The organism is Tabrizicola soli (assembly GCF_015999335.1).
Taxonomy (GTDB): domain Bacteria; phylum Pseudomonadota; class Alphaproteobacteria; order Rhodobacterales; family Rhodobacteraceae; genus Tabrizicola; species Tabrizicola soli.
Genome location: NZ_JAEACP010000003.1, coordinates 48,484 through 61,709, shown reverse-complemented (window position 1 = coordinate 61,709; position 13,226 = coordinate 48,484). Strand labels below are relative to the sequence as shown.

Below are 13,226 nucleotides of genomic sequence, written 5' to 3'. Positions count from 1 at the left end.
TCTTTCAGTCGCGGTTTCGCGTCAGCAAGAAAAAGACGGTCAGCAGGACGACAGTCAGGCCGAGCAGGATGGTCGAGATCGCATTCACCTCGGGCGTCACGCCGCGGCGAAGCTGGCCCAGCATGTAGGTGGGCAGGGTATCCTGGCCGCCGGACTTGACGAACTCGGTAATCACGACATCGTCGAGCGAGATGACGAAGGCCAGCATCGCGCCGGCGATGATCCCCGGCGCCATCAGCGGCAGGGTCACGCGCCGGAAGATCCGCCACGGGGTTGCGTAGAGGTCCGCGGCAGCGGTTTCCAGCGCCAGATCCATCCCTTCCAGGCGCGCACGGATCGGCAGGTAGGCAAAGGGTATGCAGAAGGCGGAATGCGCCAGGATCAGGTAGCCGAGGCCCTGATAGCCGGTGGCGACCTTGATCCCGGCGAAGAAGATCAGAAGCGCGACGGCAGTGACGATCTCGGGCACCATCAGCGGCTGGTTGATCATCGCGTAGATGAAGGTCTGCCCCCTGAACCGCCGACGCCGCGTGGTGCCAAGCGCGGCCATCGTCGCGACAAGGGTAGAGATCAGCGCGGCCATCACCGCGATGAGGAGCGAGCGCATGGTCGCATCCTGGACGGCCGTGTTCGACCAGGCGACCCCGTACCAATGCAGCGAGAACCCCTCCCACTGGTTCACGGCGCGGCCCGCGTTGAACGAAAACGCGACCAGGGTGAAGATGGGCAGGTAAAGCGCGACGAAGGCCAGCACGGCGACGGTTGCAAAGCCCGGGATGCGCGAGGGCGAGAAGCTGCGGTCAGCCATTGTCGGTGCCCCGGTCCTGACGGCTCATCGAGCGGACATAGAACAAGAGCGCTCCCATCACGATCACCAGCAGCGTCATCGACAATGCGGCACCCAGCGGCCAGTTCCGTCCCTGGCCGAATTGCAGTTCGATGAAGTTGCCGATCATCATGTTCTTTCCGCCACCCAGCACACGGGGCGTCACATAGGCCCCGAGTGCCGGCACGAAAACCAGGATCGAACCCGCGACGATACCGGGCTTCACGATGGGCAGGATCACCCGGCGCAGCACTTGCCACCGGCTTGCGTAAAGGTCGTAGCCCGCCTCGAGGAGGCGCATGTCGAAGCGGTCGATGGCGGCATAAAGCGGCAGCACCATCAGCGGCAGGTAGACATATGTCATCCCGATCAGCACCGCGGTGTCGGTATAAAGCAGTTGCAGCGGGGATCCGATCAGTCCGATCCCCAGAAGCAGCTGGTTCAGCAGACCCTCGGTCCGGATGATCTCGTTGATCGCGAAGGTTCGGATCAGCAGGTTGGTCCAGAACGGGATGGTGATCAGGAACAGCCACATCGGGCGACGGCCCGGCGGTTGGGTCGCGATGAACCAGGCCGTCGGAAAGCCCACGAGGAAGGTGATCGCGGTGGTCGTCAGCGACAGCCAGACCGATCGCCAGAAGATCGTGAGATGGGCGTCAGCCAGAAGATATTCTTCGCTGAAGATGTCTTTGGTGAACAGGATCCCCCGCCAACCGTCCAGCGAGAAGTCCCAGACGACGTTGCCGTACTGACCCGGCGACAGGAACGAATACACGGCGACGATCAGCAGCGGCCCCGAGGCCGCCAGCGCCAGCACGATCAGCGCCGGGACGGACAGGAGCCAGCCGTTGCGGGCCGAAGTCCTGACGGCGTTTTCCTCGGCCGAGCTCATCAGTCCTCCACCCGCTGCACGGCGCCGTCGGCGAAGCGGATGCCGACCGCCTGGCCCTCGCTCAGCCCCGCCTCGCCCGAGGCCGGGCTTTGCAGCCGCGCGACGATGTCCGTTCCGTCGGCAAGCGACAGGTGGCAATGCGTGTCGGTGCCGAAATAGACCAGCGTCCTGACCTTCGCCTGCAGCCCGCCGTCGGCCGGCGCGCCCAGCCGCAGCTGTTCCGGCCGCACGATCACCGTTGCGGTCCCGCCCGCGCGCAGGCCCGGCGCGTCGATCCGCTCGCCGGTCGGCAGGCGCAGCGCCGCATCCTCGGCGGTGCCGGTCAGGAAATTGGTCTCGCCGATGAAACTGGCGACGAAGCGGTTCCTCGGGTGGATGTAGATCTCTTTCGCGCTGCCGACCTGCTGGATCTTGCCCGCGCTCATCACCGCGATGCGGTCGGACATGGTCAGGGCTTCTTCCTGGTCGTGCGTGACGAAGATGAAGGTGATCCCGGTCTCGGTCTGCAGGCGCTTCAGCTCGATCTGCATCTCCTTGCGCAGCTTCAGGTCCAGCGCCGACAGGGGCTCGTCCAGCAGCAGGACCTTCGGCTGCGGCGCAAGCGCGCGGGCCAGCGCCACCCGCTGCTGCTGCCCGCCCGAAAGCTGGCTGGTCTTGCGCCCCGCCATCGCCTCCAGCTTGACCAGCGCCAGCATCTGCGCCGTCCGCGCCTTCACCTCGGATCCGGGCTTGCCCAGCATCTCCAGCCCGAAGGCGATGTTCTGCGCCACGGTCAGGTGCGGAAACAGCGCATAGGACTGGAACACCGTGTTCACCGGCCGCCGGTTCGGCGGCAGGGTGGTGATATCGGCCCCGTCCAGCAGGATCGTGCCCTCGGTCGGCATCTCGAACCCGGCGATCAGCCGCAGCAGCGTGGTCTTGCCGCAACCCGAGGGGCCGAGGAGCGTGAAGAACTCCCCCCGCCGGATATCCACCGAGACATCGTCCAGCGCCCGCACGGTGGCGGCGCCCTGCCCGAAAGCCTTCACGACATTGCGTGCCGAGATCGTCACGTCACCGGCCACGGCCGCACCCCTGTTTCGTCCCCATTTGATCATATTGGGACGGGCAATCGCAGGGTGACAAGCGATTCCTTCCCCTCATGCCGCCATCGGCGCCCGTTTTCCCGCCCAGGGTGCGGCGCGCTCAACCTCTGCGCACAAGGCGATCAGGGTTTCATCCTGGCCGAAGGCGGCGGCGAGATGGACGCCGATCGGCAGGCCCGAAGACGACCAGTCCAGCGGCAGGCTTGCGGCGGGCTGTCCGCTGGCATTGAACGCCGCGCAGAACGGCGAATAGGCGAAGATTCCCTGCGGCCCGGTGCGATAGGCGACATAGTCCTCGGTCGTCGGGGTGAAGCGGCCGACCCTTGCCGGGGGCTCCGCCAGCGTGGCGGTCAGAATAACATCGGGACCCTTGTCGAAGAAGCCCGCCATCTGCCGACCGAAAGCGTGGATTTCGCCCACCGCCTGAAGATAGCGCGTCGGATGCAGGGTCTGCGAATGTGCCCATGCGCCCCGGCTGACCCCCTCCACCTCATCGGCGCGCGGCGGGCGGTCGCCGAGCTTCGAGCGGATCGACAGGGCGGTGCCGACGCCGACGATATCGGTCCAGGCCCGCATCATCATCGGCACGTCCACAGCGGGCCGCGCCGGTTCGACGACATGGCCGAGCGATTCCAGAAGCCTCCCGGTCGCCCGCACCGCCTCGGCCACCTCGGGATGGATCGGCTCGCCCGTCAGCGTGGTGTCGCAGATCGCCACCCGCAGGCGGCGCGGCGGGCGGCTGATCGCGGCGGCATGGCCCCGCTCCAAGGGCGGCGCCACATAGGGCGCGCCCAGGTCCGGCCCCTCGCAGGCGTCCAGCATCACGGCCGTGTCGCGGACCGAGCGCGTGAGGAACCCGTCGATCGCCATCCCCGCCCAGCCCTCGCCGGCATAGGGCCCGTCCGGCAGCCGCGCACGGGTGGGCTTGAAGCCGAAGAGCCCGCAGGACGAGGCCGGAATCCTGACCGACCCGCCCCCGTCCGAGCCATGCGCCATGGCGACGATCCCCGCCGCCACTGCCGCGCCCGCCCCGCCGGAGGACCCGCCCGAGGTGTGGTCGAGGTTCCACGGGTTGCGCGTCGGCCCGCCATAGACCGCCGCTTCCGTCACCGTGCCCACGCCGCCCTCGGGGCTGGTGGTGCGGCCGAAGGTCACCAGGCCCGTCGCCTTCATCCGCTCGAAGATCGCCGAGTCCTGCCCGTAGGTCGTATTGGCGAACAGGCGCGAGCCGTTGTGCGAGGGGAAATCCTTCGCCTCGGCGCCAAGGTCCTTGATCAGGAACGGCACGCCCCGGAACGGCCCGACCGGCAGCCCTTCGGCGATCGAGCGGCGCGCGACCTCCTCCTGCACCAGGACGACGGCATTGATCGCCGGATTCCGCGCCTCGACCGCCGCCAGCGCCGCGTCCAGCAGTTCCGAGGGGCTCACCTCGCCCTTTGCCACCAGTCCCGCCAGTTCCGTCGCATCCGCCGCGCCCAGATCGCCGATCATCGCATCCCCCATATTGCTGTCCGAACCCTGCCGCCCCGCGCCGGCAAGGTCAAACCCTTACCGCCTCCGAAGGTCGTTCCGGCCGGTCCCCTTGCTCTTTTCGCAAATGCTCTCGGGCGGCGGCGTCAGGGTTCCAGCGCCACCTCCTGCCGCAGCCGCCCGTCGCGGCCGAAGACCAGAAGGCGGTCATCCGCCGTCACCACCGCGATCCAGCCCTCGCCGAAGGTCACCGCCTGCGCCCTGGCGCCATCGGGCAGGGCAAAGCCCTCGGGCAGGCTGGGGGCGGGTGTCCCCAGCGCCTGCGGCATCCGGGTGACAAGCAGGGCCACCACGGTTATGACACCGCCGATCATCGTCAGCGTCAGCACGATGACCAGCCATTTCAGAAGCCGCAGGCTGGGCGGCAGGGCCGGATCGGGGGCTTCAGGCGTGGCGGGATCGGACATGGAGATGCCTTTCGACGAGGACGGGGACCAGGATGGGCCGGGCGACGAGGCCACCGTCCTGACCGTGACCATCGGCCCGGATGCCCCTGGCCGCCTTGATAAGGCGCTTGCCGCCGCCGTGCCAGAGGGGGCGTCCCTTTCCCGCTCGCGCCTGGCCCGGATGATCGCCGAGGGCGCGGTCAGCCGCGACGGGGTGGCGGTGACCGACCAGAAGGCGAAGGTGGCCGGGGGCGAGATCTACAGCCTTCGCCTCGACCCGGCCGCCGGAATCGAGACCCTGCCCGAGGCGATCCCGCTGCGCGTGGTCTGGGAGGATGCCGAGCTGATCGTGATCGACAAGCCGGTGGGAATGGTCGTCCATCCCGCGCCGGGCACACCCTCGGGGACGCTGGTGAACGCGCTCTTGCATCATTGCGGCGACAGCCTCTCGGGCATCGGCGGGGCGCGGAGGCCGGGGATCGTGCACCGGATCGACAAGGACACCTCGGGCCTTCTGGTCGTGGCCAAGACCGACCGGGCGCATCATGGCCTTGCCCGGCAGTTCGAGGAACATTCCGTCACCCGCCGCTATCTTGCCCTGGTGCATGGCGTGCCGATGGCCTCGGATCCCCGGTTGCGCGGCCTGCGCGGGGTGACGGCCGAGGCGGGAGGGGTGCTGCGCATCGCGACCAACCTGGCCCGGCACCGCACCGACCGGCAGCGGCAGGCGGTGGTCTGGGAGGAGGGCCGCCACGCCGTCACCCGCTTCCGGGTGGCCGAGGCCTTCGGAACCCAGGCCGCGCTGGTCGAATGCTGGCTGGAAACCGGGCGGACGCATCAGATCCGGGTCCACCTCGCCTATGCCGGGCACGGGCTGGTGGGGGACCAGACCTATGGCGGCAAGAAACGGCTCGGGTCCGCGCTGGGGCAGGGGGCGGTCCTGGGCAATGCCTTCCCCCGGCAGGCGCTGCATGCGGCGACGCTGGGGTTCGACCATCCGGTGACGGGGGAGCGGCTGGAGTTCTCCTCTCCGCTGCCCTCCGACATGGCCGGCCTGATCGAGGCCCTGCGGGCGGGCCAGGGCGCGGGCTGACCACGCGTGGACAGGTTTTTCTCATGAATGCTTTCAATGGCTTGGCTGTTGGCGGTAAGGATTCTTAAAGATTTGCCACCGGGCGGCCGAAGCGGTTGCAAGGGAGGTCGCCTCACCTTACTCTGGCAATCGCGCCGGCCTGTTCCGGCCTATGGAGTGCGCCTTATGTCCGAGACTGTATCCGCCTGCTGACGTCATCCGCGCCCCCTGAGTCGGGGTGCCACCGGATGACATGAACGACCGCCGAAGCGCCCTGGCCTTCGTGCGGTTCGGCATGGCTACAGACGACGGACCATCCCGGATGAACATCTCACGGAGCGAGCAGCGGGTGCTGCACGTCCTCGCCCTCGGCGGGCGCATCGACCATTTCCGCAGCGGGAGCAAGACCCGTGACATCCTCTGCGTCACCCGCGACGGGCTGATCCTGTCCGACTGCACGCTGGGCATCTTCCAGCGCCTGCGCCGGAAGCGGCTCATCGCCTCGGAAGGCGGCGGGCCCTACCGCATCTCGCGGCTGGGGCGGCTGTCGGTCCGGGCGCAGCTGGACAATCAGGGTTAGGGGGGCGACGGACAGCCCGGCGGCGGACGGGCGGCTGCTTCCGGGCTTCCGGAGCGGATCGTCCGTGCCGCGGCGGGGCGCAACGGGACCAGCAGGGCATCAGGGCCGGCTTGTGGCTGAAAACCGAAGCGGCGCAGAGGTTTGGCAGCCGGAGTTGCCCCCGCCTGGGTCGGCGGGACGGTCCCGCCCCGGCTTGCCTGCAAGCCAGATTTCGCCATCGTGCAGGTGCAGCATCTTGTCACGCGGCCGTTATCGGGCTAGACCGATGCTCGACGCCGACGCACGAGTCGGTAACGGCATCGGAGCCAAGCGCACCCCTCCTGCCAGGGGGGACCCGGACCGAACCCGCAGGACCTGCGGCGCATCGTCAGCCGGATGAGCCGACCCAACCCCCCATCCGCATCAGGACCAGCACCCGAGGGTGAGCCATGATACACGACCCGATTCCGCGGGACGTCCAGCCTGCCTTGCCGCTGCTCGACGACGAGGCGCTGGACATCGCCGATTACCTGAAGTCCGAGCAGGAGGCTGCTTCGGACATCCACGACGATGCGACGCACCGGCAGGGCCTTGCCGCGCTCAGCCTTGGCGCGATCGGCGTGGTCTATGGCGACATCGGCACCTCGCCGATCTATGCCTTTCGCGAGGCCTTGCGCGCCACCGGCGCGGCGGTTCCGGGCCAGGCCGAGGTGCTGGGCATCCTGTCCCTGCTGATCTGGACGCTGATCCTGGTGGTCACGGTCAAATATGTCTTCTTCCTTCTGCGCGCCGACAACCGGGGCGAGGGCGGGATCCTGGCGCTTTACACGCTGGTGCGGCTGGCGACGGGGCGGCGCTCGGTTCCGGTCCTCTTGCTGGCGCTGGGCGGCGCGGCGCTTTTCGCCGGGGATGCGGCGATCACGCCGGCGATCTCGGTCCTGTCGGCGGTGGAGGGGATGGAACTCGTCCTGCCGGCGCTGGAGCCCTGGGTGCTGGGAGTGACCATGGGCATCCTGGTCGCGCTCTTTGCCGTCCAGCGCACCGGGACGGCGCGGGTGGCGCTGTTCTTCGGCCCGGCCTGTGTGCTGTGGTTCCTGACCCTGGCGGGGCTGGGCCTGTGGCATCTGGGCGAGACGCCCGAGGTGCTGCGCGCCTTCAGCCCCGTCTGGGGCGTGGATTTCCTGCTGGACCATCCCGGCGTCGCCTTCGTCGTCCTGGGCGCGATCTTCCTGGCCGTGACCGGGGGCGAGGCGCTTTACGCCGATCTGGGCCATTTCGGGCGGCGGCCGATCATGCTGGCCTGGTTCGCCCTGGTCCTGCCGGCGCTGGTGCTGAACTACCTTGGCCAGGGGGCGATGGTGCTGGCCCATCCGGAACAGGCCGAGGAAAGCTTCTTCGGCCTTGCCCCCGAGGCCGGGCTGCCGGTCCTGGTGATGCTTGCCACCGCCGCCACGGTGATCGCCAGCCAGGCGGTGATCTCGGGCGCCTTCTCGATGGCGCGGGGCGCGGTGCAGCTGGGCTTCCTGCCGCGCCTGCGGATCCGGCACACGGCCGAGGGGCAGAGCGGGCAGATCTACATTGGGGCGGTGAACTGGCTGCTGCTCTGGGGGGTGCTGTGGCTGGTTCTGGCCTTCGGCTCGTCCAGCGCGCTGGCCTCGGCCTACGGGATCGCGGTGACCGGGACCATGGTGCTGACGACGATCCTCGGCGCGCTCTACCTGGCGCGGACCGGGCGGCTGCGCGCGCCGATCGCCGCCCTGGCGGTCCTGCCGATCCTGTCGGTCGAGACGGTGTTCCTGGCCTCGAACCTGGCCAAGATCGGCGATGGCGGCTATGTGCCGGTGCTGATCGCGGTCGTCGTCGGGTTCCTGATGTGGTGCTGGTGGCGCGGCACCCAGGCCATGCGGGCGCGGGTGGCGAAGCTGGCGATCCCGGTCGATTCCTTCGTGCGGATGATGCGCAACTCCAGCGTCAACGTGATCCCCGGCACCGCCTTCTTCCTGACCGGCGATCCGCAGGTCGTGCCCTCGGCGCTTCTGCACAACCTCAAGCACAACCGCGTCCTGCACGAGCAGACCGTCTTCCTGACCGTCGAGACCCTGCGCGTGCCCTATGCCACCGCCGACGAGCGCGCCTCGGTCGAGATGCTGGGCGGCTGCTTCCTGCGCCTGACGCTGCGCTTCGGCTTCATGGAGACGCCGAATGTCAGCCGCGCCATGGCCCATGCCCGGCGGGCGGGGCTGAAGTTCGACGTCATGGCCTCGACCTTCTTCCTGGGCCGCAGGCGGGCGGTGGCGACGGGGAAGGGCCTGGAGCTGGCGCTGGACCGCGTCTTCGTCGCGCTGTCGCGCATGGCCGCGGACCCGACCGAGTTCTACCACCTTCCCCGCGGCCGCGTGGTCGAACTGGGCGAGAGGGTGGCGATCTGACAATCGCGTGACCCGGCCGTCACATGGCTGCAACCCGCTGGAAGGGAGCCTAAACTGGCCTTGCGCGTTGGGAAGAAGCCCCTTGCAAGGAATGGTTGGTTACTTTAGGTTATCTCCATTCCCGGGGGCGCTGACGCACCGGGCGAACAGGGGGCGAGATGAGCACCTATCAGAACCTACCCGCACCGAGCCCGGAACAGGGCTTGAACCGCTATCTCCAGGAGATTCGGAAGTTTCCGCTGCTGGAGCCGGAAGAGGAATACATGCTGGCCAAGCGCTGGGTCGACCACCAGGACGCGGGCGCTGCGCACCAGTTGGTCACCAGCCACCTGCGGCTGGCGGCCAAGATCGCCATGGGGTACCGCGGCTATGGCCTGCCGCAGGCCGAGGTGATCAGCGAGGCGAACGTCGGCCTGATGCAGGCGGTGAAGCGCTTCGATCCGGAAAAGGGCTTCCGGCTGGCCACCTATGCGATGTGGTGGATCCGCGCCTCGATCCAGGAATACATCCTGCGGTCCTGGAGCCTGGTGAAGCTGGGCACGACCAGCGCGCAGAAGAAGCTGTTCTTCAACCTGCGCAAGGCCAAGGCCAAGGTCGGCGCGCTGGAGGAGGGCGACCTGCGCCCCGAGAACGTGGCCCGGATCGCCAAGGACCTGTCCGTCAGCGAGGAGGAGGTCATCGCGATGAACCGCCGCCTCTCGGGCTCGGACGCGTCGCTGAACGCGACGGTGGGCTCGGATGGCGACAGTTCGGCGCAATGGCAGGACTGGCTGGAGGACGAGGACAGCGACCAGGCCGGGGCCTATGAGGAAAAGGACGAGCTGGACACCCGCCGCGCCCTGCTGGCCGAGGCGCTTTCGGTGCTGAACGACCGTGAGAAGGACGTGCTGACCCAGCGCCGCCTGTCCGAGGATCCGGTCACGCTGGAGGATCTGTCGACCAACTACGGCGTCAGCCGCGAGCGGATTCGCCAGATCGAGGTCCGCGCCTTCGAAAAGCTGCAGGCGAAGATGCGCGAGCTGGCGAAGGGCAAGGGGATGGTGATCCCGGCCTGAGCCGGTTTCCCGGAAGAAACCGGACCGGGCCCTCGACGGCTCCGGTCCGGAGTTTTTGCGGACTCCGTCTCGCGCCCGGCGGGTTTTCGTTGATCCCGGACCCTGCCGGGTTTAGGGAAGCGCCCATGCGCATGATCGACACCTTCCTCAAGCCGATGCACCCCGAGGGGTGGAAATTCGTTCCCGTCTTCGCGGCCGTCACGCTGGTCCTGTTCTGGATCTGGGACCCGCTGGGCTGGCTGGGCCTGGGCCTTACCGTCTGGTGCTATTATTTTTTCCGCGACCCGCGCCGCGCCGTGCCCGAGAACGCGGGGCTTCTGGTCAGCCCGGCCGACGGGGTGGTCAGCCTGATCGAGCGGGCGGTGCCCCCGGCCGAGCTTGGCCTTGGGCCGCAGGCGCTGGTCCGCGTCTCGGTCTTCATGTCGGTCTTTAACTGCCATGTGAACCGCGCGCCCATCGCGGGCCAGGTGACCGCCGTCGCCTACCGGCCGGGCAAGTTCTTCAACGCCTCGCTCGACAAGGCGTCCGAGGAGAACGAGCGCAATGCGCTGGCGATCGAGATGGCGGATGGCCGCAAGATAGCCGTGGTGCAGATCGCAGGCCTCGTCGCGCGGCGGATCATGTGCTGGAAGAAGCCCGGCGATGCGGTCCGCACCGGCGAGCGCTTCGGCCTGATCCGCTTCGGCAGCCGGCTTGACGTCTACCTGCCCGAGGGCGTGGCGCCGCAGGTCGCGCTGGGCCAGACCATGGTCGCGGGCGAGACGGTGATCGCGCTGATCGGCCAGGACGCTCCGGCCCGCGCCGCCCGGATCGAGTGACGATGCCGCGCACGCCCACCGACCCCCCGCGCGAGCTTCTGCTGCTGAAGCTGCTGCCGAACCTCGTCTCGATCCTGGCGCTGTGCTCGGGGCTGACCGCGATCCGCTTCGCGATTGCCGGGAATTTCGGCCTGGCGATCCTGCTGATCGGCACGGCGGCGGCGCTGGACGGGCTGGACGGACGGCTGGCGCGGATGCTGAGGTCGGAAAGCGCGATCGGGGCCGAGCTCGACTCGCTGTGCGACTTCGTGAACTTCGGGGTCACCCCGGCGCTGGTGCTGTATCTCTGGGGTCTTCGGGCCGAGACGAGTCTCGGCTGGATCGCGGTCCTGGTCTATGCCGTCTGCTGCATGTTGCGGCTGGCGCGGTTCAACGTCGGCTCGCGGGTCGAGGGCGAGCCGGCCGAGAAGACCGTCTTCATCGGCGTGCCCTCGCCGGCCGGGGCGATGCTGGCGCTGGTGCCGATGTATCTGGTGCTGGCGCTGGATCACGCGGTGGTCCTGCCGCCGCAGCTGGTGGCGCTCTGGATGGTGGCGATCGGGGCGCTGATGATCAGCCGGGTCCGCACGCCCTCGCTGAAGCGGATCAAGGTTTCGACCGACCATGCCCGCTATGTGCTGGTGGGCCTTGTGGTCGTGGTCGCGGCACTGCTGACCTACCCTTGGGTGACGCTGCTGACGCTTTCGCTGGCCTATCTCGGCGCGATCCTCTGGCTGTTCCTGCGCAACCTCCAGCGCCCGGCGGCATAAGGCCTGCCTCCCGGCCCTATCGCCTCTTTGCCTTGCATCCCCCGGTAGAATGCGCACTCTGTGGTGGAAATCCAAAGGGAATCATGCGCATGCAAGCAGAGGCCATCCGTCGCAGCTATCGCCGCTGGGCCCCGATCTATGACCTGACCTTCGGTCGGATCACCCAGGGCGGCCGCATCCTTGCCGCGCGGCATGTGAATGCGCTTGGCGGATCCGTGCTCGAGGTCGGGATCGGCACCGGGCTGGCGCTGGAATTCTACCAGCCGCATGTCAGCGTGACCGGCATCGACCTGTCCGACGACATGCTGCGCGAGGCGCGGGCCAAGGTGGCGAAGCGCGGCCTGCGCAATGTCGCGGGCCTGCACCAGATGGACGCGACGCAGGTGGCGCTGCCCGATGCCAGTTTCGACCATGTGGCGGCCATGCACATCATGTCGGTGGTCCCCGACCCCGAGGCCGTGCTGGCCGAGATGGTGCGCCTTTGCCGGCCGGGCGGCTCGGTCCTGATCGCCAATCATTTCGCCGACCATGCGGGGGGCTGGTCCCTGGCCGAACGGCTGGCCGCGCCGCTGGCGAACCTCTTGGGCTGGCACTCGGATTTTGCGATCGGGCGGGTGCTGGGCCATCCCAAGCTGCAACTGGTGGAACAGCTGCAGATCCGCCCGCTGGATCTGATGACCTATCTGCGCTTCCGGCGACTTGAATAACGTCCCGGCTCTGGTCAGACTGGCCAGGAACTTGGGGGAGAGCGATGAAACCTGTCAGATGGGGCGTCCTTGGCGCCGCCCGCTTCGCGCGCGAGCATATGGCGCCCGCGATCCATGCCGCCGAGGGGGCGGAATTCGCGGCGCTGGCGACCTCGGACCCGGCCAAGGCCGAGGGGTTCCGCGCCTTCTGTCCCGGCCTCGCGCTGCATGGCAGCTATGAGGCGCTGCTGGCCGATCCGACCATCGACGCGGTCTATATCCCGCTGCCGAACCATCTGCATGGGGACTGGACGCTGAAGGCGCTGGCGGCGGGCAAGCATGTGCTGTGCGAAAAGCCCATCGCCTTTGCCGCGCCCGAGATCGACCGGATCATCGCCGCCCGCGACCGCTCGGGCCTTCTGGCCGCCGAAGCCTACATGATCGTCCACCACCCGCAATGGCAGCGGGCGAGGGAATGGCTCCAGTCCGGCGAGATCGGCGAGCTGGTCCATGCCGACGTGGCCTTCAGCTTCAACCTGACCGACGGCGGCAACATCCGCAACCGGCCGGAAACCGGCGGCGGCGCGCTGCGCGACATCGGCGTCTACACCTTCGGCTGCGCCCGCTTCGTCACCGGGGCGGAACCCGCGGAGGTCTCGGCCCGGATCCGGCGCGAGAACGGGGTGGATGTCTTTGCCCAGGTGGCCGCGATCATGGAGGGGCCGGGCGGGCGCTTCACCTATGGCTCGATGACCTCGATGCGGATGTACAACCGGCAGGTGGCGACCTTCCAGGGCAGCAGGGGCATGATCCGGCTGGAGGGCGGCTGTTTCAATGCCAACGTCAATGACCTGGCCGAAGTGGAGCTGCACCGGAACGGCAACCGCGTCACCGTGGACCGCTTCCCCGCCGTGAACCAGTACCGGCTGCAGGTCGAGGCCTTCGGCCGCTCGGTCCGCGAAGGCGCGGCCTGGCCCTGTCCGCTGGAATTCGTGCGGGGAACGCAGGCGATGATGGACCGGGTCTACGAGGTGGCGGTCGAGATCTGAGGCTTGACCTGCATCGGCGCCGCAGGCGGCGTGTCTATGGCTAAATCATCGGGCTGGCGCCGGGCCAGCCGCAGCGGACAAGGAGACGGC

13 protein-coding genes are annotated in these 13,226 nt (G+C 68.4%); 8 read left to right on the top strand and 5 right to left on the bottom strand.

The window, feature by feature from the left end:
- Positions 1 to 4 precede the first annotated feature (4 nt).
- The 5 genes from I7S92_RS03470 to I7S92_RS03450 form a co-directional block, all read right to left on the bottom strand.
- On the bottom strand, positions 5 to 808 hold the full coding sequence (locus tag I7S92_RS03470) for an ABC transporter permease (RefSeq protein ID WP_197642086.1): 804 nt from the start codon (positions 806 to 808) through the stop codon (positions 5 to 7).
- The gene (locus I7S92_RS03465; protein WP_197642085.1) at positions 801 to 1,718 is read right to left on the bottom strand and encodes an ABC transporter permease; all 918 of its coding nucleotides are present in this window, start codon (positions 1,716 to 1,718) and stop codon (positions 801 to 803) included. Before I7S92_RS03465 ends, I7S92_RS03470 begins: the two co-directional genes overlap by 8 nt.
- Positions 1,718 to 2,815, bottom strand: a complete 1,098-nt coding sequence (locus tag I7S92_RS03460) for an ABC transporter ATP-binding protein (RefSeq protein WP_197642084.1) — start codon at positions 2,813 to 2,815, stop codon at positions 1,718 to 1,720. The genes I7S92_RS03465 and I7S92_RS03460 overlap by 1 nt, the downstream gene beginning before the upstream one ends.
- A 42-nt stretch (positions 2,816 to 2,857) precedes the next feature.
- Complete coding sequence (locus I7S92_RS03455) at positions 2,858 to 4,306, bottom strand: amidase (protein ID WP_242070058.1); 1,449 nt, start codon at positions 4,304 to 4,306, stop codon at positions 2,858 to 2,860.
- Between the two features lie 113 nt (positions 4,307 to 4,419).
- Positions 4,420 to 4,740, bottom strand: a complete 321-nt coding sequence (locus tag I7S92_RS03450; RefSeq protein ID WP_197642083.1) for a DUF6476 family protein — start codon at positions 4,738 to 4,740, stop codon at positions 4,420 to 4,422.
- Here I7S92_RS03450 and I7S92_RS03445 point away from each other — a divergent pair.
- From I7S92_RS03445 to I7S92_RS03410, 8 genes are all read left to right on the top strand, one after another.
- Positions 4,739 to 5,812 (top strand): RluA family pseudouridine synthase, encoded by a 1,074-nt coding sequence (locus I7S92_RS03445; RefSeq protein WP_242070057.1) that lies wholly within the window; start codon positions 4,739 to 4,741, stop codon positions 5,810 to 5,812. The two genes, I7S92_RS03450 and I7S92_RS03445, sit on opposite strands and share 2 nt — an antisense overlap.
- A 232-nt stretch (positions 5,813 to 6,044) precedes the next feature.
- Positions 6,045 to 6,371, top strand: a complete 327-nt coding sequence (locus tag I7S92_RS03440) for a YjhX family toxin (RefSeq protein ID WP_386002290.1) — start codon at positions 6,045 to 6,047, stop codon at positions 6,369 to 6,371.
- A 428-nt stretch (positions 6,372 to 6,799) separates the two neighbouring features.
- Complete coding sequence (locus tag I7S92_RS03435; RefSeq protein ID WP_197642082.1) at positions 6,800 to 8,779, top strand: potassium transporter Kup; 1,980 nt, start codon at positions 6,800 to 6,802, stop codon at positions 8,777 to 8,779.
- A gap of 158 nt (positions 8,780 to 8,937) precedes the next feature.
- Entirely contained in the window at positions 8,938 to 9,834 is an 897-nt protein-coding gene (rpoH, locus tag I7S92_RS03430; protein ID WP_197642081.1) for an RNA polymerase sigma factor RpoH, read from the top strand.
- Positions 9,835 to 9,959: 125 nt separating this feature from the next.
- Positions 9,960 to 10,652, top strand: coding sequence for a phosphatidylserine decarboxylase (locus I7S92_RS03425; protein WP_197642080.1), 693 nt, complete (start codon positions 9,960 to 9,962; stop codon positions 10,650 to 10,652).
- 2 nt (positions 10,653 to 10,654) lie between these two features.
- The gene (gene pssA / locus I7S92_RS03420) at positions 10,655 to 11,401 is read left to right on the top strand and encodes a CDP-diacylglycerol--serine O-phosphatidyltransferase (RefSeq protein WP_197642079.1); all 747 of its coding nucleotides are present in this window, start codon (positions 10,655 to 10,657) and stop codon (positions 11,399 to 11,401) included.
- An 89-nt stretch (positions 11,402 to 11,490) separates the two neighbouring features.
- Entirely contained in the window at positions 11,491 to 12,108 is a 618-nt protein-coding gene (locus I7S92_RS03415; RefSeq protein ID WP_197642078.1) for a class I SAM-dependent methyltransferase, read from the top strand.
- Positions 12,109 to 12,152: 44 nt separating this feature from the next.
- Positions 12,153 to 13,136, top strand: a complete 984-nt coding sequence (locus I7S92_RS03410) for a Gfo/Idh/MocA family protein (protein ID WP_197642077.1) — start codon at positions 12,153 to 12,155, stop codon at positions 13,134 to 13,136.
- Positions 13,137 to 13,226 lie beyond the last annotated feature (90 nt).

Excerpts from the sequence above, each read along its gene's own strand:
- I7S92_RS03470 (WP_197642086.1), bottom strand. The coding sequence starts at position 808 with ATGGCTGACCGCAGCTTCTCGCCCTCGCGCATCCCGGGCTTTGCAACC.
- I7S92_RS03465 (WP_197642085.1), bottom strand. The coding sequence starts at position 1,718 with ATGAGCTCGGCCGAGGAAAACGCCGTCAGGACTTCGGCCCGCAACGGC.
- I7S92_RS03460 (WP_197642084.1), bottom strand. The coding sequence starts at position 2,815 with ATGATCAAATGGGGACGAAACAGGGGTGCGGCCGTGGCCGGTGACGTG.
- I7S92_RS03455 (WP_242070058.1), bottom strand. The coding sequence starts at position 4,306 with ATGGGGGATGCGATGATCGGCGATCTGGGCGCGGCGGATGCGACGGAA.
- I7S92_RS03445 (WP_242070057.1), top strand. The coding sequence starts at position 4,739 with ATGGAGATGCCTTTCGACGAGGACGGGGACCAGGATGGGCCGGGCGAC.
- I7S92_RS03450 (WP_197642083.1), bottom strand. The coding sequence starts at position 4,740 with ATGTCCGATCCCGCCACGCCTGAAGCCCCCGATCCGGCCCTGCCGCCC.
- I7S92_RS03440 (WP_386002290.1), top strand. The coding sequence starts at position 6,045 with ATGAACGACCGCCGAAGCGCCCTGGCCTTCGTGCGGTTCGGCATGGCT.
- I7S92_RS03435 (WP_197642082.1), top strand. The coding sequence starts at position 6,800 with ATGATACACGACCCGATTCCGCGGGACGTCCAGCCTGCCTTGCCGCTG.
- rpoH (WP_197642081.1), top strand. The coding sequence starts at position 8,938 with ATGAGCACCTATCAGAACCTACCCGCACCGAGCCCGGAACAGGGCTTG.
- I7S92_RS03425 (WP_197642080.1), top strand. The coding sequence starts at position 9,960 with ATGCGCATGATCGACACCTTCCTCAAGCCGATGCACCCCGAGGGGTGG.
- pssA (WP_197642079.1), top strand. The coding sequence starts at position 10,655 with ATGCCGCGCACGCCCACCGACCCCCCGCGCGAGCTTCTGCTGCTGAAG.
- I7S92_RS03415 (WP_197642078.1), top strand. The coding sequence starts at position 11,491 with ATGCAAGCAGAGGCCATCCGTCGCAGCTATCGCCGCTGGGCCCCGATC.
- I7S92_RS03410 (WP_197642077.1), top strand. The coding sequence starts at position 12,153 with ATGAAACCTGTCAGATGGGGCGTCCTTGGCGCCGCCCGCTTCGCGCGC.